Source organism: Paeniglutamicibacter sp. NPDC091659, from assembly GCF_044756805.1.
Lineage (GTDB): Bacteria > Actinomycetota > Actinomycetes > Actinomycetales > Micrococcaceae > Paeniglutamicibacter.
The window spans coordinates 127,699-153,002 of sequence record NZ_JBIVTO010000003.1 but is presented as its reverse complement, the minus strand read 5'-3'; the positions used below and the strand labels follow the sequence as shown (position 1 = coordinate 153,002).

19 protein-coding genes are annotated in these 25,304 nt (G+C 65.8%); 7 read left to right on the top strand and 12 right to left on the bottom strand.

Features of this window, described 5'->3' with window-relative positions:
* Positions 1-58: 58 nt before the first annotated feature.
* Together ACIQLF_RS08260 and ACIQLF_RS08255 are read right to left on the bottom strand one after the other, a co-directional pair.
* Entirely contained in the window at positions 59-274 is a 216-nt protein-coding gene (locus tag ACIQLF_RS08260; protein ID WP_400296692.1) for a hypothetical protein, read from the bottom strand.
* Positions 271-1,710 carry a glycosyltransferase family 2 protein gene (locus tag ACIQLF_RS08255; protein WP_400296690.1) on the bottom strand — a complete coding sequence of 480 codons (1,440 nt, stop codon included), beginning with the start codon at positions 1,708-1,710 and terminating at the stop codon, positions 271-273. Before ACIQLF_RS08255 ends, ACIQLF_RS08260 begins: the two co-directional genes overlap by 4 nt.
* Positions 1,711-1,875: 165 nt before the next feature.
* On the opposite strand from ACIQLF_RS08255, the gene ACIQLF_RS08250 reads away from it, so the two are divergent.
* Positions 1,876-2,541: an alpha/beta family hydrolase gene (locus ACIQLF_RS08250; RefSeq protein WP_400296688.1), complete on the top strand. Its 666-nt coding sequence runs from the start codon at positions 1,876-1,878 to the stop codon at positions 2,539-2,541.
* A 22-nt stretch (positions 2,542-2,563) separates the two neighbouring features.
* On the opposite strand, the gene ACIQLF_RS08245 is transcribed toward ACIQLF_RS08250, so the two are convergent.
* Positions 2,564-4,252, bottom strand: a complete 1,689-nt coding sequence (locus ACIQLF_RS08245) for a long-chain-fatty-acid--CoA ligase (RefSeq protein WP_400296685.1) — start codon at positions 4,250-4,252, stop codon at positions 2,564-2,566.
* A gap of 258 nt (positions 4,253-4,510) precedes the next feature.
* On the opposite strand from ACIQLF_RS08245, the gene ACIQLF_RS08240 reads away from it, so the two are divergent.
* Entirely contained in the window at positions 4,511-6,922 is a 2,412-nt protein-coding gene (locus ACIQLF_RS08240) for a TOTE conflict system archaeo-eukaryotic primase domain-containing protein (protein WP_400296682.1), read from the top strand.
* A 25-nt stretch (positions 6,923-6,947) separates the two neighbouring features.
* Here the strand turns inward: ACIQLF_RS08240 and ACIQLF_RS08235 are convergent, their stop codons facing one another.
* From ACIQLF_RS08235 to ACIQLF_RS08225, 3 genes are all read right to left on the bottom strand, one after another.
* Positions 6,948-7,511 (bottom strand): histidine phosphatase family protein, encoded by a 564-nt coding sequence (locus ACIQLF_RS08235; RefSeq protein ID WP_400296680.1) that lies wholly within the window; start codon positions 7,509-7,511, stop codon positions 6,948-6,950.
* Positions 7,512-7,566: 55 nt separating this feature from the next.
* Entirely contained in the window at positions 7,567-9,165 is a 1,599-nt protein-coding gene (locus tag ACIQLF_RS08230; protein ID WP_400296677.1) for an exo-alpha-sialidase, read from the bottom strand.
* Between the two features lie 109 nt (positions 9,166-9,274).
* The gene (locus ACIQLF_RS08225; RefSeq protein ID WP_400296675.1) at positions 9,275-10,276 is read right to left on the bottom strand and encodes an AsnC family transcriptional regulator; all 1,002 of its coding nucleotides are present in this window, start codon (positions 10,274-10,276) and stop codon (positions 9,275-9,277) included.
* Between the two features lie 127 nt (positions 10,277-10,403).
* Here ACIQLF_RS08225 and ACIQLF_RS08220 point away from each other — a divergent pair, with 127 nt between their 5' ends.
* Both ACIQLF_RS08220 and ACIQLF_RS08215 read left to right on the top strand, forming a co-directional pair.
* Positions 10,404-11,825: an MFS transporter gene (locus tag ACIQLF_RS08220; protein WP_400296673.1), complete on the top strand. Its 1,422-nt coding sequence runs from the start codon at positions 10,404-10,406 to the stop codon at positions 11,823-11,825.
* The gene (locus tag ACIQLF_RS08215; protein ID WP_400296670.1) at positions 11,822-13,036 is read left to right on the top strand and encodes a M20 family metallopeptidase; all 1,215 of its coding nucleotides are present in this window, start codon (positions 11,822-11,824) and stop codon (positions 13,034-13,036) included. Before ACIQLF_RS08220 ends, ACIQLF_RS08215 begins: the two co-directional genes overlap by 4 nt.
* A 406-nt stretch (positions 13,037-13,442) precedes the next feature.
* Here the strand turns inward: ACIQLF_RS08215 and ACIQLF_RS08210 are convergent, their stop codons facing one another.
* Entirely contained in the window at positions 13,443-14,912 is a 1,470-nt protein-coding gene (locus ACIQLF_RS08210; RefSeq protein WP_400296667.1) for an FAD-dependent oxidoreductase, read from the bottom strand.
* Between the two features lie 25 nt (positions 14,913-14,937).
* On the bottom strand, positions 14,938-16,743 hold the full coding sequence (xsc, locus tag ACIQLF_RS08205; protein ID WP_400296665.1) for a sulfoacetaldehyde acetyltransferase: 1,806 nt from the start codon (positions 16,741-16,743) through the stop codon (positions 14,938-14,940).
* A 192-nt stretch (positions 16,744-16,935) separates the two neighbouring features.
* Between xsc and ACIQLF_RS08200 the strand changes: the two genes are divergently transcribed.
* From ACIQLF_RS08200 to ACIQLF_RS08190, 3 genes are read left to right on the top strand one after another with little or no spacing between them, the layout of a single operon-like run.
* On the top strand, positions 16,936-17,775 hold the full coding sequence (locus tag ACIQLF_RS08200) for an IclR family transcriptional regulator (RefSeq protein ID WP_400296662.1): 840 nt from the start codon (positions 16,936-16,938) through the stop codon (positions 17,773-17,775).
* Between the two features lie 4 nt (positions 17,776-17,779).
* Complete coding sequence (locus ACIQLF_RS08195) at positions 17,780-18,757, top strand: AAA family ATPase (RefSeq protein ID WP_400296661.1); 978 nt, start codon at positions 17,780-17,782, stop codon at positions 18,755-18,757.
* A gap of 4 nt (positions 18,758-18,761) precedes the next feature.
* Positions 18,762-20,489 (top strand): cobalt chelatase, encoded by a 1,728-nt coding sequence (locus ACIQLF_RS08190; protein ID WP_400296658.1) that lies wholly within the window; start codon positions 18,762-18,764, stop codon positions 20,487-20,489.
* Between the two features lie 48 nt (positions 20,490-20,537).
* On the opposite strand, the gene ACIQLF_RS08185 is transcribed toward ACIQLF_RS08190, so the two are convergent.
* The 4 genes from ACIQLF_RS08185 to ACIQLF_RS08170 form a co-directional block, all read right to left on the bottom strand.
* Positions 20,538-20,837 (bottom strand): hypothetical protein, encoded by a 300-nt coding sequence (locus ACIQLF_RS08185; protein ID WP_400296655.1) that lies wholly within the window; start codon positions 20,835-20,837, stop codon positions 20,538-20,540.
* Between the two features lie 368 nt (positions 20,838-21,205).
* Positions 21,206-22,765, bottom strand: a complete 1,560-nt coding sequence (locus ACIQLF_RS08180) for an APC family permease (RefSeq protein WP_400296652.1) — start codon at positions 22,763-22,765, stop codon at positions 21,206-21,208.
* Positions 22,766-22,840: 75 nt separating this feature from the next.
* Positions 22,841-23,854 carry a phosphotransacetylase gene (locus ACIQLF_RS08175; protein WP_400296649.1) on the bottom strand — a complete coding sequence of 338 codons (1,014 nt, stop codon included), beginning with the start codon at positions 23,852-23,854 and terminating at the stop codon, positions 22,841-22,843.
* Between the two features lie 21 nt (positions 23,855-23,875).
* Positions 23,876-25,267 carry an aspartate aminotransferase family protein gene (locus ACIQLF_RS08170; protein ID WP_400296647.1) on the bottom strand — a complete coding sequence of 464 codons (1,392 nt, stop codon included), beginning with the start codon at positions 25,265-25,267 and terminating at the stop codon, positions 23,876-23,878.
* Positions 25,268-25,304: the final 37 nt, after the last annotated feature.

Below are 25,304 nucleotides of genomic sequence, written 5' to 3'. Positions count from 1 at the left end.
CACTTGGCAAGGATCCCGGCTTGGATCGCGCGCCTGCGGAACAGGACCGCAGCTCAGGCTATACGTCCGCGTCCGGATAGATGCTGCGTGTTTCCGTGCGTCGGTTCCTGCCATGGACCCAGTCCGAAGGATAGATCTTCGGCAGGATCTTGGAGACGGACAGCGCCGCATACATCAGGGTATTGATGGCGACGAAGGTTGCCCAAACGGCAAACCATTCGCTGTGCAGCAGGGATTCGGGGAGAACCAACCCTGTGGGTAGTGCCAGACTCATGCTGCGTCCACTTTCACTTCGGCTTTTGATTCATGCTGCAGGTGCGTCCATGCTGCCCGGCGGCCCACGGCACTGTCGATGATGCCCTTGACGTAAACCACGTTCAAGTACATGTCGAAGCAGAGCTCGGGGACCAGCAGCAATGCCAGCAATCGGGCGCGCCACCCGCCCTTCCACACCGTGACCAAGCGTTCAATGGTGAACACCACCCCGAGGCCCAGCCAGAATGGGAACCAAATCCAGCTGTCCAACGCCAGTGCCATGACAAGCAGCAGCGCCAGATAGGAAAACAGTGCGATGACTCCATAGCCGATGCCCAGTTGCTGTGCCCAGTAGCGCAGGGTCTGCGGTGTCATGCCATAGGCACCGAGGTTTTCCAGGGCGCCCCGCTGCCAACGCAGGCGCTGGTTCCACAGCGTGCGCCAGGTCGGCATCAGTTCTGTGACCACTGTGCATTCCGAAGGGGAGACAGTCAAAGCACCCAGTGATTTCAGCGCAATTGTCAGTTCGTTGTCCTCGGTCAGAGCAGCGGTGTCGTAGACGTCGCCGGGGATTCCCGGCAGCGCACTTCCCCTGTTCGCGGCCACTGCGCGCAGGGCAACCGGCCTGAACAACGAGGCTGTACCAGTCAGGACGAACACGCGGCCGCGGCGGCGCTTCAGCTCGCGTGAATACCTGATGTATTCGTTGCGCTGGAACTGCCCGATCAATCCGTGGCCAGGTTCCCCGTAGAACAGGCCGCCTACGGCCATCAGCGCCCGGTCGTTGGCGAATCGTGAAGCTGCCACTTCCAGGAAGCCGTCGTCAAGTTGGGTGTCGGCATCCATGATCATGACAATGTCGTTGTCGCCTTGGAAGGGAAGTATGGTCGACAGCACCTGGTTCAGGGCCCCGGCCTTCTTCTGGGAGTTGCCAACACTTGGCATGACTTCCACACCGCGCTCTACGGCGATGCGCTCGGTGCCGTCGGTGCAGTTGTCCGCCACCACGATGACTCGATCGGGCGGGTGCGACTGTGAAAACAGCGAATCAAGCGTGCCCGGAAGCGAGGCTTCCTCGTTGTGCGCCGGAAGCAGCACGGTGATCGTGATGGGACCGGCAAATACGCCGCGGGTTTTGTTCATGATCAGCTTGGGTGCCAACGGGGTTGCAGTCACGTCGCCGGAGCGCCGATAGCGCGTGGCGATTCGGCGCTCGACAATGGCAATGCCGGCCGCCAGCAACAATGCCAGCGCGATGGCCGTGTACATGATGGCTTGGTCGGGGGCCTGGGAATCGTAGAGGATGCTCCACAAGCCAAAAAGCGTCCCCCTGGTGGTGACGCCCTCGTCCGCGTGCAATTTGGTTGCCACGGCAAACATCAACAGGGCCGCGGCCACAACGACCACCACGGCGATGATGACACCTGCCCAGCGGCTGAAATTCGACTTGTTCACGCGTGGAATCCTAGTGGACGCCCGTGTGCTTTCCCTGCCGTGTCCCCGACTTTGACCACTGGGTATTCAGTATGTGACGGGAAAAGTCGCATGTGTCCACGACTTGGGCAGCAATCCACGCAGGTCCCCTCATTTTCCCGCATGGTCCTGTCGTAGATTGGGTGCATGAGCGCAATCGAGGAAACGTTTTCCATGGCCGTCGGCGACACAGGGGTTTCTGCCGTTTTCGCCAACCCTGCTGGATCCGTGGCAACCGTCGTCGTGGCACACGGAGCGGGTGCCGGCATGGACCATCCCTTCCTCACCGGGTTTACAGGAGCCCTGAACGAACACGGCATAGCCACGATGCGCTTCAATTTTCCCTACAGCGAGGCGGGAAAGAAGTTTCCCGATCGGCCGCCGACCGCGATCGCCACCTGGAATGCCGCCATGGATGCCGCGAAGCAGCGGGCCGCCGAACAACCGGTCTTCGCCGCGGGAAAGTCGTTCGGCGGGCGCATGGCTTCCATGGCGGTGTCCGAGGGCATGGAAACGGCCGGGCTTGTCTTCCTGGGCTACCCGCTGCATGCGCCGGGCAAGCCCGAAAAGCTCCGCGACGGGCATCTTTACGGGCTCGACGTGCCCATGCTCTTCCTGCAGGGAACGCGCGATCCGTTTGCCCTGCCGGGCGAGTTGGAACCGGTGGTTGAACGCATCGGACCCAACGCCGTCATGAAGTGGTTCGAAGGAGGGGACCATTCCTTCAAGGTTGCCCGGTCAAAGCGCACGCCCGAGCAGGACGGCGCCGGGCTGGCCGGTTCCGTGGCGGAGTTCGTCCTCGCCAACAGCTGAGCGGTCGGTGAGGAAACCCGCACTAGAGCATCGGCACGACCAGGTCCCGGACCTGCTTGCGCAGGATCTTGCCGAGCATCGAGCGCGGCAAGTCGTCGATGGCCACGATCCGCTTGGGAACCTTGTAGCCGGCGAGCGCGCCGCGGCAGTGTTCGCGCAGGGCGGTCTCATCCAGGGTTGCGCCGGGCTCGAGCTCCACCGCGGCGACCACCATTTCCCCGCCGTTTTCCAGGGGCCTTCCCACCGCTGCCGCGTCCTTCACGTCAGGGTGCTGGCGAAGCACCGATTCGACCTCGGTCGGCGAGACATTGAATCCGCCGGTGATGATCAGTTCCTTGGCCCGGTCCACGATCGTCGCGAATCCGTCGGCATCCACAGTCACCACGTCCCCGGTGCGCAGCCATCCGCCGGGCAGCAGCACCGCGTCGGTTTCCTCGGGGTTGTTCCAGTAACCCCTGAACACCTGCGGCCCCTTGACCAGCAGCTCGCCGGGCTCGCCCTGCGCGACCTCGATCTCCGGGTTGCCCAGCTTCACGACCTTGATCAGGGTGGAGGGGAACGGCAGGCCGATGGTTCCGGGCTTCCGCGTGGTGTGCAGCGGGTTGCCCAGTGCAACGGGAGAGGTCTCGGTCATCCCGTAGCCCTCCACCAGCGGTCCGCCGGCAACCGACTCCCACAACTGAGCGACATCGACCGGCAGGTTCATGGCGCCGGAGATGCAGTACTTGGCCGAGCGCAGCGAAACGCCCTTTTCCCGGGCGGCAAGAACCGTGCGCTCGTAGACCGGCGGCACGGCGCTGAAGATCGTCACGGGGGATTTCTTCATGGCGGCCAGGATCAGGTCCGGGTCGAACTTCGGGAAGAGCACGAGCAGCCCCTGCTTACGCACGCCAAACGTCAGGTACATGGTCATGCCGAAAGCGTGGAACATCGGCAGGACCGCATAGAAGATTTCCTCGCGCGGCCGGGCACCCGGCATCCACGCTTCGCCCTGCAGGGCATTCGAGTGCAGGTTGAAGTGGCTGAGCATCGCCCCCTTGGGGCGCCCGGTGGTTCCCGAGGTGTACTGGATGACCGCCAGGTCCTGGACGCCGGGGTGGGCGTGGCCGGCATCGAGCGGTCCATGGCCCAGCAGCGACTTCCACGTGGTGGTTCCCGGGGCGGGTGCGCTCAGCGCGGCCCTGGTGGTGCGCAATGACTTCACCGGCAGATTCAGGACCAGGCGCTTGATGGAGGGGAAGGCGTCCAGCAGGTTCACGGAGACCACGTGGTCGGGCTGGCTTCCCTCGGGGAATTCCTCGATGGCCGCAACCGTCTTGTCCCAGGCGATTGCCACCCGCGCTTGGTGGTCCTCGAATTGGCCGGCCAGTTCACGGGAGGTGTAGAGCGGGTTGTGTTCGACGACAACCGCGCCAAGGCGCAGGATCGCATAGAAGGCAACGACGTGTTGGGGGCAGTTCGGCAGGATCAGGGCGACCCTGTCCCCCGCTTTGACGCCCAGCCGGCGCAGGCCTTCCGCAGCCTGGGCGACCTGCTTGCCCAGCTCCGAGTAGCTGGTGCGGCGGCCGAAGAATTCGGTGGCGGGGCTGTCGCCGGCCTCGGCGACGGAGTGCTCAAACATCTTGCTCAACGGTTCGGTGGGGAGATCGATCTGCGCTGGGACACCCGGCTGGTAGTTCTTCACCCAGGGCTGCATATCTTTGTTCTCCATCCCCCAATCATTCCACCGTTCCAGGCCGCGGTTTCGCCCCCGAGTTGCAGTTTCGCTCTCGGCCCGGCCGGCCGTCGGATCAATTTCGCAAGGCAAACCCGCGGCGACCGGGTGCCTGGCTTTAGGCACCGGGAGACCCCTGCTGTGGTTGCCAGGTTCGCTCCCGGTTTCTGCGCAGGCGCGGAAATTCGGGGCCAAATGGCAACAATTAGTCCAAATTTTCGAACCATAACGGTCCGAATCATGGACAATGGGAACGTGACGACGCACAAGGCCGGTCCCATCCAAGATCAGCTGCCACTTTCGGATGCGGACGCCCCCGACGAAGGGCATGCGCTTCCCGGTCGGGAGCTGGCTGAACTGCGTGCCGAAAACGCCAGGCTCCGGCGGCTGCTGGAAATCAGCGACCATGAATCGCATGCAGCGCGCGAGGCCCAACCCGAGCTGGCACTTCACGCCGACGGCCCGGTGACCAGCCGCTCCCCCGCAGAAACGAAGGTTGCCTTCTACCAGTCGCTTTTCCGCGCCCGCTCCGATATCTACGCCCTGCGCTGGGAAAACGCCAAGGCCGGGAGTTCGGGTTGGGTGCCTGCCGTCGCCGGAGGCTGGCGCAAGTGGATGGACAGGGAAAACGCCGACTACCTGCGGTTGACCCCCGCCGCCGTCGAGGCGCACTTGCGCGGTTCCGAACACCTTGGCCTGTACCCGCTGACCAACAACGACGGTTGCTACTTTGTCGCGGCAGACTTCGACGGCGCTGCGGCCCTGCTCGACGCCCTGGCCTACACCAAGGCTGCCCGCTATTTCCAGATCCCCGCGGCCCTCGAAATTTCGCAGTCCGGGCGCGGGGCCCACGTCTGGATCTTCTTCACCCAGGAGGTGCAGGCCGCCGACGCCCGTGCGTTGGCCAGCGGGCTGCTCGCCGAGGCCATGAACATCCGCGGGTCGATGTCGTTGAAGTCCTACGACAGGCTTTTCCCCTCCCAGGACCGTCACACAGGCAAGGGCATGGGCAACCTCATTGCCGCCCCGCTCAACGGAAAGCGCCGGCAGCACGGAGCCACGTTGTTTCTGGACACCGGCACGCTGGAACCCTATGCGGACCAGTGGGCCTATCTATCGACGCTGGGGAGGTTGAGCCCGGCCGAGCTCGGCCGGATGGTCCGCAGGCTTCCGGCGCCCGTCACCGGCGCGAAAACCCGATTCCGGGCGCCCGCCGCGACGAAAATCGTGCCGCGGACCGCCGCGCTGGTCCATGCGGAGATCGGCTCCCGCATCACGGTGCGCGCCGACGACCTGGGCCCGGCCATGGTCAGCGCGCTGAAACATGCGGCCTCCCTGCCCAACCCGATGTTCTACGAAAAGCAACGGCAGCGCCGCTCCACCTGGGACACCCCGCGCTTCCTCACCAGCTACGACGAAACCCTCGACGGCGACCTGATCCTGCCGCGCGGGGTGCGCCCCCTGCTGGAGGAACTGGTGCACAGCGCCGGCAGCACACTGCAGCTTGAAGACCACCGGGACCAGGGCACCGCCCAGCAGTTCTCCTTCTTCGGGGAGTTGCGCGACGGCCAGCGCCAGGCGGTCTCCCACGCGCTGGAGCACGACCTGTCGCTCATTGTTGCCGCCCCGGGTTCCGGGAAAACCGTCATGGCCCTGGCGGTGGCCGCCGCGCGCAACACCAGCACGCTGATCCTGGTGGACCGCAAGGCGCTGGCCGACCAGTGGCGCGCCCAGGTGCTTGCCCTTTTGGGCGTCAAGGCCGGACAGCTGGGAGGCGGGCGCACCAAGTTGCGCGGTGCCATCGACGTGGCGCTGCTGCCCACGCTGGCCCGCAAGAAGGACGTGGCCAAGCTGTGCTCCGGGTACGGGCAGGTCATCGTCGATGAATGCCACCACGTTCCGGCCGCCGCATTCACACATGTCATGAACCAGATCCCCGCCGCCCGCTGGCTCGGGCTGACCGCCACCCCGTACCGCCGGGACGGGTTGGAGGAACTGATCTTCCACCAGCTGGGCACCCATACCCACGAATTCACCAAGGTCCTGCCGGGCCAGCTACCCGATGCCGTTGAACAGGTTCCCGCGCCGTCCCTGGAGCTGCGGCTCCACGAAACCGCCTACGACTACTCGGGGGACGCCGTTGCCGGGGAACCCGGCGGGCTCCATGAAATCTACAGGGACCTCATGGCCGATCCCGGGCGTCTGGCGCAGATCGTTGACGACGTGTGCGCGGCGTACGCCGGCGGAGCCAAGGCACTGGTGCTTTCCACGTGGAAACGCCACCTCGACTTGCTGGCGGCCGGCCTGCGGGAGCGGGGCATCGAACCGGTGATCCTGACCGGCGCGTTGAAGGGCCGGGAGCGGACCGCAGCGGTTGCAGTCATCGAGGCCACGGCCGCGGAGTCGCCCATCGTGGTGCTGGGAACCGGGTCGCTCATCGGCGAGGGTTTCGACGCCCCCGCGTTGGACACGTTGTTCCTGGCCGCACCCATATCCTTCAAGGGCAGGCTGGTCCAGTACGTGGGCCGGGTGACGCGCAGCCATCCGGGCAAGGAGGTTGCGGTGGTGCACGACTACCACGACGTGCTCACCCCGGTGCTTGCCTCCTCGTGGTCCAAGCGCCGGGCCGGTTATGCGGACATGGGCTTCACGCTGCCCAAAGCCTGAGCCGGATCGCGCACCGGGCCGGTGTTCAGCGGCCTTGGACCACCGCTTCGCCGTTGACGCTACGCACCGTCCAGGGCCCCTCGTCGTTGTCGAGCAGGGAGACCGAGCCGTTGAGGATCGTGTCGAATTTGTATCCGGCGAGCGCGGAAAGTGTGTAGCGAATGATGGTTCCGTGGCAGACGATGGCAACGTTCTTGCCGGGCAAGTCCGCTGCGATCAGCTCGATGGCCTTGCGTCCGCGGGCCACCACCGAGTCAAGCACTTCAATTCCGCCGCCGTCCTTGTTTGGCCACAGTACCTCCCAGTCCTCGTCCCGCATGCCCTCGGCCTGGCCGTAGTCGCGTTCGATGAGCTCGTCATAGCTCCGGCCCAGCTCGATGCCCAGTCCGGCGGAGATGATTTCGGCAGTCTCGCGCGCCCGGGACAAGGGCGAGCTGACAATCGCGTCCCATTGCCCCGCACCGAGCACCGCCGCCGCATCGCGGGCCTGCTGCCGCCCGACGTCGTTCAGCGGGATGTCGCTGGAGCCCTGCAGGCGACCTTCGGCGTTCCAGTTGGTCTGTCCATGGCGAATGAATCCTAGTTTCATGGGTTCATTCTCTGCCCGCGCGTCCCCGGGCCGCCACTTCGCGACGCCCCGCGAACTACCCGGCGTCGAGGGGCACCACGGAACCGGTCACGGTGTCTGCACCGAATGCCTGTTCCCAGCGCCGCCCGCCCGTCTCGAGCACGCAGCGGATTTCGGCCCGGCCACGCTCCACGTCCGCGGCGGTCACCGTGTAGGTCGGCGTGAAATACAGGGCTTGGCTCCCGGCGTCCACTCTTGCGGCGGGGAAGCCGGCAGCCAGGTCGCCGTCGAAGTTCCCATCCAGCGTCGCCTCGACCGTTTCGCTGCCGTGGTTCCTGAAGCGACCGGTGAAGGCCAGGATGTCCCCGGCCCGAAGTCCGGGCGCGGCGGGTCCGTAGTTCGCGTCCTGGGCCTCGCGGGTCCCCAGGATCTGGTCCCCGTCCCCGTATCCCTGCCCGATTTCCTTCCACGTGTGCACGCCCCACTGGGCAGGTTCCGCGGAAATGACGTGGGATTCCCCGACGCTCGTCCAGGTCTCAGGACGGCCGGGGGTGATCGAGCGCAGCACCATCGAAAATTCCCCGCCGTCGTCATCGACATACGATTCGGCCGCGGCCCGCAACGATGCAGGCGTCAGGGCTTCCGAATCCAGCCTGGCAAAGACGATTTCGCTGTAGCCGTTGGCCTCGAAGAGAACGCCGAACGACCCGTCCGCGAGCACGGCGCCGGTGGAGTACGCGCTGGACCCGGGACAGATCGCCGCCACCGGCCGCCATTCGGCGCCCTCGTCGAGAGACATGCTGAGCACCGTGTTGCGGCGCAGGTCGGCGTCCCTGTTGTTGGTGGCCAGCAGCACGCCGGGGCCGGCGCCCTGCCCCGGAAGCCCGAACACGCTTCCGTTGTCGCTGGGATCCGGCAGGCTCGGCACCGGCGCCGGCGGCCCGTAGCTGTGGCCGCCGTCCGTGGACAGCGCCTGCAACCTGGCGCCGTGTGCGCGCGAATTCAGCAGCACGCGACCGCCGGAAAGCTCGACGACCTTGTTTTCGTTGGCCTCGCCGGCCATGGCCTCCCCGAGCGTCCAGCTTTCGCCGTGGTCGTCCGAGTAGGCGGAGGCGGCGCGGATTTCGCCATGCAGCAGGATGACCATCTGCTGGACCAGCCGCCCCGCCCACGGCCCCTCCTGCAGCTGGATCCCGGATCCGGCTGCGGCAAAGAGGCCGGTGATGCCCGCGCGCTTGAGCTGCCCGGTGATGCGGCGGTGCGTCCAGCTCAGGCCGTCGTCGTCCGAATGGGACACGTCGACGTGCTGCACCGCGTCCTCGGGCGTCAGGCCCTCGACCGCCTCGAAGAACCCGGCGTGGGTGCCCGCCGCGTGGAAGCAGAAGATCCGCCCGGTGACCCGGTCCACCAGCAGGCTCGGATCGCCGAAGCCCTGCAGTCCGGTGCCGGTGCGGATCTCGCGCTGCACTTCCCAGTTCAGTCCGTTGTCGAGGCTGCGCCGCAGCAAAAGGTCGATGGTGTTGGGCAGGTCGTCGAGGTTGGGTCGTCCGTCGTAGGCGGCCAGGACGGTCCCGCGGGTGGAAACCGCCAGCGCGGGAATCCGGTATTGGCGGTGGCCGCCGACGCCGCGTGCGGCGAGAACCTGGTGGGAGAATCCGTGGGAAGCATTGGGCATCCTTCAGATCTACCCTTGTCGGAACCTGGAACCAAGTTGGTTCGGCTTGGTTACGGGCCGTTGACGTGGGCCACCCATCAAAGGACGTGGCCCAGCGCCGCGCCGCTGGCTATTCTCCGCGCCACAGCGGCAGAGGAACCAACCCACTGTTTCTTCCCGCCTCATCCAGAATGTGACCAAGCCGCTTGTAGTAGCGGATTACCGCCTGCCGAGAGATCACGGTGCTTCCCGGAGCGCGAGTTGCCAGCTCCCGCTCGTGGCCTTGGACTTCCAGATAGTCGCGAACCCACAACGTCACCACGAGGTTTTGGGCGCCCAAGACTTGTGCGCTGAGGCGGCAACTTGGCAGTTCCGAGAAATACCGGCCCACCGCGTCAACATGGGTGGCGGGAACGTTGAGGACGAGCGTCACCTCCCGCATGCCTTGTTGAAAGTCCATCGACGTATCGCACCTGAGCGCCATGTAGCCGGCTGCGAGGAAGCGTTCCAGCCTTCGTCTGGCCGTTTGTGGCGAGACCATGCAAGCGGCACCCATTTCCGCCCAAGTGGCCCTCCCATCGCGGGCGAGTTCCTCCAACAAGAGCGCATCGAGCCCGTCTGGTTGAAACTCGGGCGGCGGCGGCTGGGCGCTGGCGGCAATGAGCTGCGCGCGCCCGGGTTCCAGGGTGCCGCTGCGCCAGTCGGCGGCCTGCCTGTATAGCTTGGTGATGAAGACGATCTCTCTTTGTGTGACCCCCGGTAAATCAGCAAATGCGCCCGTGAGAATATCCATCAAGGCCTCATGACTCGACGCAAAGCAGTCGATGAACAGATCGTGCGACCCCGACACCAGGGATACCGTGCCGAAAGCCGGTTCTGCGCAGAGGCGGCTGACAATGGCCTCGAGCTCAGCGGGCACCGAGGACACATAAATGAACGCCGACCACCCCACGCTGGGGTATCGCGGCCCCGGAGCGGGAGTGATCCAGGCCAGCCCCTGCTCCGAGAGGGCGTTCCAGTGACGGGCAACGGTGGGAGCGGAAAGGCCGAGCGCATCGGCGACCCTGGACCAGTCAGCGCGGGGATTGACCTGCAATGCATTGACGATTTCGAGGTCAAGTTCTGAGATCATGGTCGATTCTTACATATTGGTAGTCCATCTGGTGATTTCAAACAGTTTGGGAACGCAATGCGGACGCAAAGATAGCGTTGTGACTCGCGCCACTCGGGCGCAAGCGTCCCAAACCAAAAGGAATCGCATGGTAAACAAGACAGCGCCACCGGCCGCGGCGGCCATTGCGCGACGAACCATCTTGGGCATGATCGTGGCGATGGCCCTGATCGAATCGCTCAGCGGCGTCACCCAGGGATACTTGAATCCCATCTTGCCCGCGCTCGGGCCCGTTTTTTCGATCGACGATCCGACGATCAACGGCATCTTCCTGATCTCAAATGTCAGCTTTGCCGTGCTCACGCCGATTATCTCGCGGCTCGGCGACAGCTATGGATACCGGCTTGTGCTTCGTTGGTCGACGGGCGCTGTCACGCTTGGGGTGCTCCTGATGGCCCTGTGGCCGTCTCTGTGGACAGTGACGGTGGGCGTTGTCATGCTCACCTGCGTCGTTGGGTTCATCCCGCTCATGATGGGCATTTTGAGAGTCACCAGCCCGGGATATACCCGCACGGGAGTCAGCGTCATGATCGGTGTGCTGATGATCATGGTTGGCGCGGGCGGTCTGCTGGCCGGAATCGTCGGCGTCACCGATCCGACTCTGGGTTTCTGGGTAGCGGTCCCGTTTGCCGTAGCGGCACTGGTGTGCTCCTTCCTACTGCCCGATGCCGGGACACCCACGAGGGAGGGGCTCGCCGTCACACCGCTGCTGGCTTGTTCATTGGGACTGATTGGCTTTGTGGTCGCACTTTCGATGGGCCCGGATTGGGGCTGGCGGGACATCCGGACCATCGGTTGCGGATTGCTGGGGCTGGCGTTGCTGGCGGCTTGGGTCGTGCTTGACAGCCGGAACCCGGGTGGCGGAAAGAGGTTCATGGACCTGCGCATGCTCGCGAACCCGCGGATCCGCGCCGTATCGCTGGCCACGTTCTTCTTCGGCTTCGCGTCCATCAGCTACTTCGGCACGAACGGGATCTTCTTGCACGCGAACCCGGACAAGGCGGGTTACGGATTCGCTCTTAGTCCGTTCATGATTGCTATCGTCCTTGCCGTTGCATCGGTGTTCTCACTGATCTCCTCATTGTCGACCGCACCGCTACTGAGGATATTCGGCGAGCGTTCGACCCTGGTCTTCGCAGGCCTCCAGCTGGCAGGCGGCTTCGCGGTCATGGCCGTGGCACATGCTTCCTTTGTGGCGTACTGTGTCGGGTTTGCGATGTTCAACCTCAGCTTGGGGATGTACCAGGCGGCGACTCGATCGCTCTCGGTTGAGGGTGTGCCGCTGGAGGAGACCTCTACCGCGGCCGGCCTCAATGAGCTGGCGCTCTCAGTGGGCATTGCGGTTGGTGCGGCCGTGGTGAAAATGATTTCATCGACGTTCGCCGTCTCTGGTCACATTAGCGAGGGTGGCCTCATCGCAATCTGGGGAGCATTGGCCGTTGCCGCACTGGTCGCAGCGGCAGCCTCCGCCAGCTATCCCAAGCGCAAGGCCTCCGGGGTCCTGGCATGAGCGCATCTGTCCAGCCAACCGATTTTCCCCAGAAGCCGGAAGTGATCCCGGCCTTGGACGCCGGGATCGAGGGCAGAGTGGCAGCAGCCTTGGAGCACTGGCAATCCGATGTTCTTGGCTTGAGCCATGCGATACATGCCGATCCCGAGCCCAGCGGGGAAGAGTTTCGTGCTGCGGACCGGGTCTCCACGCTGCTGAAGAAGGCCGGCTTTACTTTCGATGCGGTCCAGCCCGACTTGCCGGCCGCTTTCAGTGCGCGGTTTGGGTCCGGGGAGCTGGTGGTGGCGCTCTGCGTCGAATACGATGCCCTGCCGTTCATTGGACACGCCTGTGGGCACAATGTGAACGCGGCTTCCGCCGTGGGTGCTGCCCTGGGTCTGGCTGCCGTGGCCGTGGAGCTTGGCATCGCCGTCAAGGTGCTGGGCACGCCGGCCGAGGAGACCACCGGCGGCAAGGTGGACCTGATCAACGAAGGCTTCTTCGCCGATGTCTCAATGGCGATGATGGCCCATGCCGGTTCCCAGGACGTGGTGGGTGGCAGCTCATTGGCCGTGTGCATGTGGGACGTACTCTACGAGGGCCGCCCTTCGCACGCAGCAGCAGCACCGGAGGAGGGCATCAATGCCCTGGACGCATTGGTTGTCGCGCAAACCGCAGTCGCCCTGGCGAGGCAGCAGCTTCCGCAGGGGTCCATCGTGTCGCTGATTGTTACGGAGGGCGGGAGCGCGGTCAACGTCATCCCCGAACGCGCCCGGGCCAGCGTGGAAATGCGATCGCCCAGCATGGCCAGCTTGCGCATCATCGAGGGACGGGTGCGGCGTTGTATGGAGGCCGGTGCACATGCCAGCGGCAGTTCCCTCACGATTACCCCCACAGGCCACCCCTTTGTGGAACTGCGGCAGGACCCTTACTTGTCCGAGGCCTACCGCAAGTCGATGGCTGCCCGGGGGCGGGACGTCCTTTTCAGCACGGAACCAGTGGCATCCACCGACATGGGCAACGTCTCCCATTTGGTGCCAAGCATTCACCCGTTGCTGGGGTACGACGTGGGCGGCGCCGTCCATCACACGGCAGAGTTTGCCAGCCACGGGGTGTCGGCATCCGCAGACAGGGCGGTGCTCGACGGCGCCTTCGGCCTGGCCATGGCCGCCAGCGCAGCGGCAGCCGATCCCCGGCAACGAGAACGGCTGCTCAGCAACCCCCAAGGCTGATCCGGCCACCATCCGGATCAAATCCGGGCACCTGGACTAAACGCCGTTGGCGGTTGCCCGTATTAAATACGGGCAACCGCCAACGGCGTTGTTTGCGCACGGAGGCGCCTGCTTCTACCCCGACAGGCCTTCGTAGACCACGCTGTCGGTCTCGAGGTTTTCGTTGATGTTGGCCGGCATTAAGCACACCGGTTTGGCGCTGACTGGCTCGCTCGGGCACACGGCCTCAAGGGGGCGCCACGGTCCAGGTTTCCACGGGCAGGACCGCCGGCGCACATACGTAGGCAGCAACCGGAAGCCCATGGCCACGATGCGCCCGCCGCCGACGCCATCCATGTAAAGCCCGATGGGGGCGTGGCCGCGGATCCGCGGCCACGCCCTCGTCGTCGTTGCGCCGGACGGCGATCTAACGCAACGGGTTGAAGTGCCGCATCACGGCCGGAACCGATTCCCCGGTGATCGATGCGGCAAGCATCTTGCCGGTCAGCGGGCCCAACGCCACGCCCCACATGCCGTGCCCGCCAGCAACGTGCACGCGGGAGGAGCGGGTGGCGCCGATCAACGGCAGCCCGTCGGTGGTGCAGGGGCGGGATCCGACCCATTCCTCCTGGCGGTCCTCCCAGTTGATGCCGGTGAACAACGGGGAGGCCGCGGCGACGATGGCCTCGATGCGCTTGGGCTCCAGCGGGTGGTCGGCATCCCGGAATTCCATGGTGCCCGCCACGCGGAACCTGTCGCCCAGCGGGGTGCAGGCCACGCGCTGCGCCGGGAAGTAGATCGGGTGGGTCGGCATGACCTCGGGCACCACCGTGAAGGAGTACCCTCGGCCGGCCTGGACCACGCGCTTGACGCCGAACTTCTTGGCGAGCTGGCCCAGCCAGGCACCGGAGGCGATGACCACCGAGTCGGCGTGCTGGATCCGGCCCTGTGCATCCACCACCTCCACGCCGTGGGCGTGCTCGCGGATGTCGACCACGTCGAAGCCGGTGACGATGTCGGCCCCGCGCGCCACCACCGAGTCGGCAAGCGAGTCCATGAACTTCGGCGGGTTGATGAAGCGCTGGTCGTGGATCTGCACGCCGGCCTTGACCCCGTCGCCGAGCGTCGGTTCCATGGCACGGATATCGTCGGCACTGAGCAGGTCGAATTCGACCTTGCCGCCGGAGGCGCGGATGCCCTCGAATTCGTGCAGCAGGGCGTCGCGGTCCTTGAGGTTCTTGAAGCCGGTGAGGAACGGTTCGGCGGGCTTGGTCTTTTCGCTCATGCCCGTGGACAGCGCCACCGAGCCGGCTCCCGGATCCGCGCCCCATGCATTGGCCTCCGCAGAGTTGCGGGCGCTCTTGGTGATGGTGCTGCCCTCGGCAAGTTCATCGAAGGCGTCCAGGCCCGTGGCGCCGATCTCGCTGAAGACGGCCATGGCCTCGCGCCACTTCCCTGGCGTGCAGTGCCGGGCGAAGCCAAGCAGGAAGCGGATCAGCGATGGCTTGGCCGAGAGCGGGATGTACAGCGGCGAGGCCGGATCGAACATCGTCTTCAGCCCGTAGGTCAGCACCGACGGCTCGCTGAGCGGAAGCGTGAGGGCCGGGGTGAGCCAGCCGGCGTTGCCCCAGGAAGATCCCGCGGCCACGCCCTCGCGGTCGACGACGGTGACCTTGACGCCGCGTTCCTGGAGGTACCAGGCGGTGGAAAGCCCCACCATGCCCGCACCGATGACAACAACATGCTCAGGGGTCTGCGTAGTACCCATCTCTGGCTCCAATCTGAATTCATGGTTGCGGCCGCCACGGCACCTCGCTGTGCTCCCGCGGCCGGGAAAATCTTGGGGTGGCCGTGACGGGGCCGGCCCGGTCCCACTAAGCCAGGCCGGCCCCGTCACGATTCTTGCTGGAAGACGTCAGGGTTTAGACGTAGTCCTTGTACTTGTCCAGGTGGCGGACCGGGGTGGAGAGTGCATCGCGGCGGAACGGGTCGCCCAGTTCGCGGGTGCACATGATCTCGATGACGGTGGTCTTGCCGTCGACCATCTGGTTGTTCAGCGCCTCCTTGAGCGCGGCGCCGACGTTCTCCAGCTTGTCCACCACGATGCCCTCGGCACCCATGCTGCGGGCCATCTCCGCGAAGGATTCGCCGTTGTCCAGCTCGCCGGCGATGAAGCGGCGGTTGTAGAACTCCACCTGGTTCTTCTTCTCGGCGCCCCACTGGCGGTTGCGGAAGACGACCGCGGTGACCGGGATGTCGTGGCGGACGGCGGTGAGGACCTCGCCCATGCTCATGGCCCAGGCGCCGTCGCCGGCGTAGGCGATGGCCGGACGGTGCGGGGCCGCGGCCTTGGCGCCGATCATGGTCGGCAGCGCGTAGCCGCAGTTGCCAAAGGACATCGGGGCGAAGAAGCTGCGCGGCTTCTCGAAGCGCAGGTAGCTGTGGGCCACCGAGTTGATGTTTCCGATGTCGGTGGAGATCATGACGTTTTCCGGCATGGCCTTCTCGAGTTCGCGCAGCACCTGGCGCGGGTGCAGCCAGTTGCCTTCCTCGCCCTCGGCCTCGGCGATCACGTCGAGCGAGTATTCGTCCTGCTCGTGGGTCCACTCGGAGAGCTCCTGCTCCCAGGCTTCCTTCTCCGCCTTGATGTTCGCTGCGCGTTCGGCCTTGGTCGCATCCGATGCCAGTTCGATGCCCTCGAGGCGCTTGGAGAGTTCGATGGCAACGGCCTTGGCGTCGCCGGTGATGCCCACGGAGATCTTCTTCACCAGGCCGAGCTTGGTGTGGTCCGCATCGATCTGGATGATCTTGGCCTCGGTGGGCCAGTAGGCCTGGCCATACTGCGGCAGGGTGCCGAACGGGCCGAGGCGGGTGCCGAGGGCGACCACGACGTCGGCCTGCGAGATCAGTTTCATGCCGGCCTTGGATCCCTGGTAGCCCAGCGGGCCCGCCCAAAGTGGGTGGCTGGCCGGGAAGGAGTCGTTGTGCTGGTAGCTGTTGACAACCGGTGCGCCCAGGCGCTCGGCCAGGGCCTTGCACTCCTCCACACCGTCGGCCATGACCACGCCGCCGCCGGAAACGATGACCGGGTTCTTGGCGGTCTTCAGCAGTTCGATGGCCTCGTCGAGGGACTTGGTGCCGCCGGCGCCGCGGTCGACGCGGCGCGGGGCCGGGATCTCGGTGATGGATTCACCGTAGAAGTAGTCGCGCGGGATGTTCAGCTGGGTCGGACCGTTTTCGCTCATCGCGCGGTCGAAGCAGCGTGCGGTGAATTCCGCCATGCGGTTCGGGTGGGTCACGTGGCCCTGGTACTTGGTGAACTCCTGGAACATCGGAAGCTGGTTTGCCTCCTGGAAGCCGCCCAGACCGATGGTGTTGGTTCCGGCCTCCGGGGTGATGATGACGACCGGGCTGTGTGCCCAGTAGGCGGCGGCGATGCCAGTGACGCAGTTGGAGATGCCGGGGCCGTTCTGGCCGATGACCACGCCGTGGCGGCCGGAGGCACGTGCATAGCCGTCGGCCATGTGGGCCGCGCCCTGCTCGTGGACCACGGGGACCAGGCGGATGCCGGCCGGGGCGAAGATGTCCATGGCGTCCATGAACGCGGAGCCCATGATGCCGAAGATGTCGGTGACGTCGTTGGACACCAGGGTCTCAACGAAGGCTTCCGACGACGTCATCTTCTGGGCTCCCTTGGTTACTTCGCGGGAAGCGGCCTTTTCGGTCATAACAACTCTCCTTCGGGGTATGGAAACCTCACCAACGGGCAAAGTTCCAAAAAATGGTTCGTTTTGTTCCCAAAAGCGGGATTAGTGACAAAACTATGCGACCCAAATCACATCCGTCAACCCCCTGTTCCATTTATTCTTCTCACTGATACGATTTAATGAAACTTCACACATCAGCAGATCGGACCAATCATGGAAAACCTCACGGAACCGGAACTCGGACCCGCGGGTGCCGTTGAAGGGGAAACCCCGGCCCTGCGGCTGTTCGCGTTGCTCGAGCTGATCACCACCCGCGACCAGCTCTTTACGTTGCAATCGCTGGTGGACCAGACGGGCCTGCCCAAGCCGACACTGCACCGCATGCTGCAGCAGCTGGAAGGCGCCAACCTGCTGACCCGGCAGAGCGACGGCCGGCACTACGGAACGGGCTCGCGCATGCGGCGCATGGCCGAAGACGTGCTGCTGAACGACACCCGCTACGGGACGCGCCACGCGATCCTACGCCGCCTGGTCGATGAGATCGGCGAAAGCTGCAACATCACGGCCCTGTCCGGCAACGAGGTCATCTACCTTGACCGCGTGGAAACCGACGAGCCGATTCGCGTCCATCTGGGCCCGGGCTCGCGCGTGCCGGTCCATTGCTCGGCCAGCGGCAAGATGATCCTGTCCCAGTTCGGACCCACGCAGCGCGAACGCGTGCTGGCCACGGGGGAATTGCAGCGCTTCACCGCCCACACGCTCACCGACACCGCCGCGATCGAGGCCGAACTCGGCCAGATCCGCCTGCACGGCTACGCGCTGGACCGCCAAGAGTTCCTGGACGGGCTGGTCTGCCTGGCCGTCCTGGTCCCGAACTCCTCGGGTCGCTCGAACCTTTGCGTTGCGGTGCAGGCGCCGATGATGCGCAAGAGCACAGACGACCTGATCAAGCTGCTGCCGGCCCTGCGCCTGGCCGCGGAAAGCATCGCCCGCATCGAGGACCATGCGGACCTGGGTGCCCCGGAATCCGAACCCATCGCGGTCGGGTGGTGAGGAAATGAACCAGATGCCGCCCCCGGGCCAGACCCTCGTTTCGGTGCGCGAGGTCTTCGGGATCGACAGCGACCTGCGCGTCGCCAAGTTCACCGAACGCACCGAACACGTCCCCGCCATCGATCCCGCCTACCGTTTCAACCGCGACACCACCCTGGCCATCCTGGCCGGCTTCACGCACAACAGCCGCGTCATGGTCCAGGGGTTGCACGGCACCGGGAAATCCACCCACATCGAACAGGTCGCGGCCCGGCTGAACTGGCCCGCGATGCGCGTGAACCTGGACGGGCACATCAGCCGGTTGGACCTGGTCGGCAAGGACACCGTGGTCATCCGGGACGGTCAGCCGGCCACCCAGTTCCAGGAGGGCGTGGTGCCCTGGGCGATGGTCCAGCCCATGGCCCTGATCTTCGACGAGTACGACGCGGGGCGCCCGGACGTGATGTTCGTGATCCAGCGCCTGCTCGAGCGCGAGGGCAGCTTCACGCTGACCGACCAGAACCGGGTCATCCACCCGCACCCCCATTTCAGGCTCTTCGCCACCTCCAACACCGTGGGCCTGGGCAACTTCAACGGCATGTACCACGGGGTGCAGCGACTGAACCATGCCCAGCTGGACCGCTGGAACATCGTCGCGTCGCTGAACTATCTCCCCATCGAGGACGAGGCGCAGATCGTCGCGGCCCGCGTCCCGGCGCTTGCCGACGCCCGGGGCATGGAGCTGATCCGCTCCATGGTTCAGGTCGCCACGCTGACCCGCGACGGCTTCGCCGCCGGCGACATCTCCACGCTCATGTCTCCGCGCACCGTGATCACCTGGGCGGAGAACATCTCGATCTTCCGCGACCCGGGCCTTGCCTTCCGACTTTCCTTCGTCAACAAGTGCGACGAGGCCGAACGCTTCACCATCTCCGAGTACTACCAGCGGTGCTTCGCTTCCGAACTCGACGAGTCGTACGCGCTCGTCCCGGCCGGGGTCTAGCGACGTGGGTGCCGCGGACGCGCGGCTTGCCTCCGAGCGCCGGACCCAGGAAATCCGGCAGCTGTGCGCGGCCAGCCTGCGCGCCCTGGGCAAGGACGCCCGGCTGGACCTGCTCGGCCGGCACGTTTACCGCGGGACCGATATCCTGGCATTGAACGCACCGCACCTCTACCCGCCCGCCGAGACCGCATCCTTCGAGTCGTTCAGGGGTGCCAGCGACGGCATGGCGCTGCGGGTGCTGCATTCGGACGCGGCACTGCACCGCGCGGCGATGCCAGAATCCCCCAGCGCCAGGCTGGTGTTCGAGGTCCTCGAACAGTTCCGCTGCGAATCCCTCGCCGACCTTCCCGGGGTGCTCGCGAACCTCCGCCTGCGCCACGAGAGCTGGTCCAAGGAATACCTGGCCTCCGGGCTCACCGAAACCGCGCTCGGCATCCTGATCTACACGATCATCCAGGTCACCCGATCTCGGATCACCGGCGAACCCGTCGTCGAGGAATCCGAGGACATGATCGAATCCACCCGGGCCAACCTCGCCGGTTCCCTCGGCCACCTGCTCCCGGCCCTGCGCCGGCACCGGGAGGACCAACGCACCTTCGCCGACGCCGCCCTGAGGGTTGCCGAGCTCGTGGCCGAAAACGTCAACGCACTCGAGGCACGGCATAAACCCAGACCCAAGCCGAAAGACGGGAAGCCCAAGGAATCGGCGTTCGACCTGTTGCTGGACGTGGAGAACGAGGCAGCCGAAATCGGCACCGCGGCAGCCGGCACCAGCGCCTCGCTCTCCGGATCCGCCCGGGGCTATGCGGTTTTCACCCGGGCGTACGACAAGGAACTGAGGGCCGCTGAACTGGTGCGCAAGGAATTGCTGCCCGGCTACCGCGAACGCATCGCCGAACGCGTGCACACCGAGGCCGTCAACGTGCAGCTCCTGGCCAAGCGCCTGCAGGCGCTGCTCTGCGTGCCGGAGGAATCCGGTTTCGACTCGGGCGCGGAGGAAGGGGTGTTGGACGGCTCCCGGCTGACCCAGCTGGTGGCCTCCCCCGTCGAACGCCGGCTCTTCAAGACCCGGCGCTTCGAGCCCCGGGCAGCCGCAACACTCACGTTCCTGGTGGATTGCTCTGGCTCCATGAAACAACACACCGAGGGGCTCGCCGCCTTCCTCGACGTCTTCGTGCGCGCACTCGAGCGCGTCGAGGTCCCCTGCGAGGTCCTGGGCTACACCACCGGGGCATGGAACGGCGGACGTGCACTGAAGAATTGGCGCCGCTCCGGCTCCCCGCAGAACCCTGGCCGCCTCAACGAGCTGAACCACCTGGTCTTCAAGGACGCCGAAACCTCCTGGCGCACCGGCCGCGACGGACTGGCCGCCATGCTGAAACAGACCCTGTACCGGGAGGGAGTCGACGGCGAGGCCGTGCGCTGGGCCGCGTCCAGGCTGGCCGGACGCGAGGAGGAACGCAAGATCCTCATTGTGATTTCCGACGGCAGCCCCGCCGACGGGGCCACGGCCAACGCAAACGACGAAAACTACCTGCAGCACGACCTCGCCCAGGTGGTGCGCGGGATCGAGGCCGCGGGGGAAATCGGCATCGCGGCACTCGGCCTGGGTCTGGACATGAGCCCGTACTTCAGGCGCAACCTGATCCTCGACAAGGAACGCCTGGGCGGCTCGGAATCCGTCCGCGACTTGCTGGGGCTGCTGGAACGATCGCTCCGCTTGGCTCACTGAGCCGACCGCTGCCGACGGGCCGAATTCCGGCCGCGGACCCCTGATGGGTCAGGCGTCGCGTGGGGACGGGCTCTCCGCAGGGCGCTGCCCGGAGCCGATCACCGCGAGGGAAAGTCCGAGCAGGCCTGCGGTGGACAGGAGCCACAGCGCCATCCCGCCGATGTCGCCGACTGCGCTCTCGGCACTGCCCCTGGCGATCATCGTCGCGCCGGCACCGGCGAAAAGCACCGCCAGGACCACCACTGCGGGGAACAGGAATCGCCTGGCACCGGCATCGCTGCGCCCGTGTTTCCGTACCATCCAGCTGCGGGCAACGGGCACGGCAAGGGCCAGCACCAGGGCCGCCACGTGGCCAGGTGTACAAGCCGTCAATACGCGGAAGCGGCAAACCACAGGCAATGGCCAAGAATGCGATGACCGACGGAACTGCCCTCATGGTGGATCGTCTTCAACGATGCCCAAACAGCCACGCCCAAACGACCCCGTTGCTTGGGCGTGGGCCGGCGCCGCGGCGGCGCATGGTCGTGAAAGCCTGCTAGCGGCTCTCACCTAAAGCCCCAATCGGCCCGAAGGTTTTAGGATTCCCGCAGTTTACCTGCGGCGCTCTGCACCAGAGGCCGTCCGCCCAAGTGCAAAGCCACGTGGTGCGCCGGGTTGCGACTCGTGTCGCGAACCCGGCACACCACGTGGCCAACGGTGCTTGGCTGCTGCCGCTGCTAGTCGGTGGGCTGCTGCGCCGAGGTGCGGGCCGCCTTGAAGTTTGTCGCCGCGGGCCGTGCTCCACCGAGAACCAGGAAGTCGACCTGCTCATCGGAAAGCGTCTTGTTGTGCTTGCGGCGCATCAGGAAGAACGCGACACCCAGCAGGGTCCACACGACCAGTGCCGTCATCGATTCCTTACCGAGCACGCCCGGCGAACCGGGCACCAGCAGCAGTGCCATGAACACCAGCGCCGTCACGGCACCCAGTGCGCTGAGCACCTTCTTGGCGGTCGAGCGGGTGCCCTCGAGGTCTCCCGGACGCTCCGGGGAATTGCTCGGACGGAAAATCTTGTAGGCGCACAGGCAGGTGTAGAGGTATGCAACGGTGACACCGACGGCCGACATGTCAACCACCCAGGTCAGTGCCGCACGGCCAAACCACGGGCTGATCAGGCAGACCGCGCCGACGAAGATGACGCCCACGTACGGGGTCTTGTACTTCGGGTGCAGGCGGGCAAACATTTTCGGGACCATCTGGGCACGGCCCATGCCCAGCAGGATGCGGCTGGCCGAGACATAGAACCCGTTCAGGCCGGTGCTCACGCCCATGGTGATTCCGATGGTCAACAACAGCATGCCCGCCCCGCCCATCACGCCGGTCAGCGCATCGGCGGTTCCCCAGGCCGAGTCACCGGCCACGAGCGCCTCCCACGGCGCGGCCATGGCAACGGAGGCGATCATTGCCGCGTAGAGCAGTGCCGCGGCAAGCAGCGCCAGGACGATCAGTTTCATGGCCTTGGCCGGCGGGAAGTCGAATTCCTCGGCGGCTTGTGGCACGTTGTCGAAGCCGATGAACGCCCACGGGGCGATGGCGACGATCGCAGCGATGGCGGCGACCGGGTTCACACCCTCGGGGAATGCCGGCAGCGCGTTGGCGAAGATGACCTTCGGGCTGACGATGACTGCCACCAGGATGCAGGCCACGGCGATGAGCATGATGACGCAGGCGATGAACTGGATGCGCCCGGAGAGCGCGGTGCCGCGGATGTTCAAGTACGCAAAGACTGCCAAGGCGACCATGGAGATGAGCACCTCGACGATATACACGTCAAACCCGGCCACCGTGTAGAGGTAGCCCTGCTGCACCACATCCGGTATGAGCTTGCGGAAGAGCAACGCCAGCGCCGAGGCATTCAGCGCCACGATGCAGGTATAGCCCAGGGTGAGGAACCAGCCGCAGAAGAAGGCGTGCGTGCGGCCGAAGCCGACCAGCGCGAATGCCAGCTCGCCGCCGGAAACAGGGAAAGTCTTGATCAGGAATCCGTAGCTGACGGCGATCAGCACCATCAGGGCGCCGCCGATCAGGAACCCGGAGACCGCTCCGAGCGGCCCGCCCATGGCCAGCCAGTCGGTCGGCAGGATGAACGCGCCCCAACCCACGGCGGAGCCCAGGGCAATGGCCCAGACCCAGTGGGCCTTGAGCGTCTTTTCCATGCGCTCGGGCTGGTCGTCTCCGGCACCGGACAGGCTCGTGGCCATGGAGTTTGCCACCGGCTTATCTGTTGTCGTTTTCATTGGAACCTCGTTGCTCTGTGGATGGCGGAGGGTGCCATCGCAAGTGATGACCGGTCCTTGGGGAACCGTACTGGGTCACGATTTTTGAGATTGCATCATGCTGATCAGTGAAACGTTGACGATGTCCGCCACACACGCGCCGCGGGACAGGTCGTTGATGGGTGCGGCCAATCCCTGCAGGATCGGGCCGTAGGCTTCCGCACCGGCCAGGCGCTGGGTGATCTTGTACCCGATGTTGCCCGCCGCCAGGTTGGGGAAGATGAACACGTTGGCGTGTCCGGCCACGGTCGACTGCGGGGCCTTGGACGCGGCAACCGACTCCAGAAGGGCTGCGTCGAATTGGAGTTCGCCGTCGATCTTGAGGTCCGGGTGGCGGGTGCGGGCCAGCGCCGTTGCCTCACGTACCGCTGAAATGGTCTCGTGTTCGGCGCTACCCGCGGTGGAGAAGGACAGCATGGCCACGGCAGGCTCCTCGCCGGTGAGGGTGGCGAAGGTGCCGGCCGTCGCGGCCGCGATGTCCGCCAGCTGCCCGGCGTCCGGTTCGGGGATGACGGCGCAGTCGCCGTATCCCACATAGCGGCCGTCGGCCAGCCGCATCAGGAAGGACGAGGAAACCGTTCCGGACCCCGGCGCCGTGCCCACCAGCCGCAAGGCGGCGCGCAGCACGTCCGCGGTGGGACGGGTTGCCCCGGCCACCGCCGCGTCGGCCAGCCCGGCCGGGACCGCGGCGACGGCCAGGAACAGCGGGTCGTCCATCCAGCCGGCGGTCTTTTCCGGACCCAGCGCCTCGCACTTCTTGGCCAGGTGCACGCCGGCGGGGCCGGCGCGGAGTTCGGCCACACCCATCACGGTGGTGGCCCCGGTGAGTGCGATGCCGTGTTGCCTCGCACTGGCCGACACTTCATCGATCCCGCCGACCAGGATGGTTTCCACCCCGAACCCGTTCAGGATGGCCGCGGCTTCCACTGCCCGGCGGTCTTCGCCGTCGGCCAGCACGATGCGGCCCCGGGCGCCGTGCGCGGTGCCGGCAAGAAAGCGTGCCAGCATGTTTTCGTCGACGCCCGAGGGCCTCACCGGTGCAATGGTCATGTGATTTCCGTACCCCGCGCCTTAGACCGAGGCCAGGGCCGCGGGGGCCTTGAGGAAGCTGTCGGCCGCGCTCATCACGTGGTCGACCTTGGTCAGCAGGTCGTCCAGCACGTCCTGGTCGGCAACCAGCGGCGGCGAAAGCACCAGCATGGTGGCGCCGCGGTTGTCCGGACGGGTGATGAGGTTGACCTCGCGCATGGCCTTCGGCATGACCTGGGTGAGCAGGGCCTTGGATTCCTCGGGGGTCAGCTCGCGGCCGGACTCGCGGTTGCCCGTGAGTTCGATGGCATAGAAGAAGCCTGCGCCGCGGTACTCCTTGATGCTGGAGTGCGCGGCAACGATCCGGTCCAGGCCGTTCTGGAAGTACGGCTCGAGGCTGCGCACATTGCCCACGACGTTCTCCTCCTTCAGCGCCGTCAGGTTGGCGACGGCAACCGCGGTGGAGACCGGGTGTCCGCCCCAGGTGGCGCCGTGGGTAAAGATGCCGGCGAGCGGGGAGGCGAGCATGGCGTCGGCCAGCGGCTTGCGGATGATCACGCCGCCCAGCGGCGCGTAGCCGGAGGTGGAGCCCTTGGCGAAGGTGATCAGGTCGGGGACCACGTCGTACTTGATGCTGCCGAACCATTCGCCGAGGCGGCCGAATCCGGTGATGACCTCGTCGGCAACCAGCAGGATGCCGTGCTCGTCGCAGATGGAGCGCAGTTCCTGCCAGTAGCCAACCGGCGGCACCAGGGCGCCGCGGGAGTTCTGCACCGGCTCGGCGAAGAGAGCCGCGATGGTGTGGGCGCCCTCGCGGGCGATGACCTCGCGGATGGCCTTGACCGAGGGGAGGTCGGCCGCGGTGCCGCCCTCCGGGATGACCTCGCCCAGCGTGTTCGGCACGTGGAAGACGCCCGGCATCAGCGTGCCGAAGGCTTCCTTGTAGGCCGGGATGCCGGTGACGGCCAGGGCTCCGAGGGTGGTGCCGTGGTAGGCCATGTTGCGGGCGATGATCTTGGTGCGCTCCGGTTGGCCTTCGCCGCGGTGGTACTGGCGCGCGAACTTGATGGCCGATTCCACGGCCTCGGAGCCGGAGTTCACGAAGAACACGACATCCAGGTCGCCGGGGGCGAGGTCTGCGATCGCGGTGGCCGCGTCGACGGCCGCCGGGTGCGCCGAGCCCCAGTTGGTCCAGTAGGCCAGCTTGGACATCTGCTCGTACGCGGCCTTCGGGATGTCCTGGCGACCGTGGCCGATGTTGGCACAGAAGAGTCCGGCCAGGCCATCGAGGAACTTGTTGCCGTCTTCGTCGAAGAGGTAGCTTCCCTCGCCCCTGACGATGATCGGCAGGTTCGGGTCGTTCCACACCTGACCGGCAGTGAAGTGTGGGTAGAGATGCCGCTGTGCACGATTGCGGATATCTGAGTTGGTCACGAGACCCCTCCATTCAAAGTTTTCCAGACAGGTCCGC

Bases quoted from the DNA above. Each gene is read 5' to 3' on its own strand.
- ACIQLF_RS08260 (WP_400296692.1), bottom strand. From the start codon at position 274: ATGAGTCTGGCACTACCCACAGGGTTGGTTCTCCCCGAATCCCTGCTG.
- ACIQLF_RS08195 (WP_400296661.1), top strand. From the start codon at position 17,780: ATGAACCAGATGCCGCCCCCGGGCCAGACCCTCGTTTCGGTGCGCGAG.
- ACIQLF_RS08200 (WP_400296662.1), top strand. From the start codon at position 16,936: ATGGAAAACCTCACGGAACCGGAACTCGGACCCGCGGGTGCCGTTGAA.
- ACIQLF_RS08220 (WP_400296673.1), top strand. From the start codon at position 10,404: ATGGTAAACAAGACAGCGCCACCGGCCGCGGCGGCCATTGCGCGACGA.
- ACIQLF_RS08225 (WP_400296675.1), bottom strand. From the start codon at position 10,276: ATGATCTCAGAACTTGACCTCGAAATCGTCAATGCATTGCAGGTCAAT.
- xsc (WP_400296665.1), bottom strand. From the start codon at position 16,743: ATGACCGAAAAGGCCGCTTCCCGCGAAGTAACCAAGGGAGCCCAGAAG.
- ACIQLF_RS08180 (WP_400296652.1), bottom strand. From the start codon at position 22,765: ATGAAAACGACAACAGATAAGCCGGTGGCAAACTCCATGGCCACGAGC.
- ACIQLF_RS08215 (WP_400296670.1), top strand. From the start codon at position 11,822: ATGAGCGCATCTGTCCAGCCAACCGATTTTCCCCAGAAGCCGGAAGTG.
- ACIQLF_RS08230 (WP_400296677.1), bottom strand. From the start codon at position 9,165: ATGCCCAATGCTTCCCACGGATTCTCCCACCAGGTTCTCGCCGCACGC.
- ACIQLF_RS08175 (WP_400296649.1), bottom strand. From the start codon at position 23,854: ATGACCATTGCACCGGTGAGGCCCTCGGGCGTCGACGAAAACATGCTG.
- ACIQLF_RS08235 (WP_400296680.1), bottom strand. From the start codon at position 7,511: ATGAAACTAGGATTCATTCGCCATGGACAGACCAACTGGAACGCCGAA.
- ACIQLF_RS08245 (WP_400296685.1), bottom strand. From the start codon at position 4,252: ATGGAGAACAAAGATATGCAGCCCTGGGTGAAGAACTACCAGCCGGGT.
- ACIQLF_RS08250 (WP_400296688.1), top strand. From the start codon at position 1,876: ATGAGCGCAATCGAGGAAACGTTTTCCATGGCCGTCGGCGACACAGGG.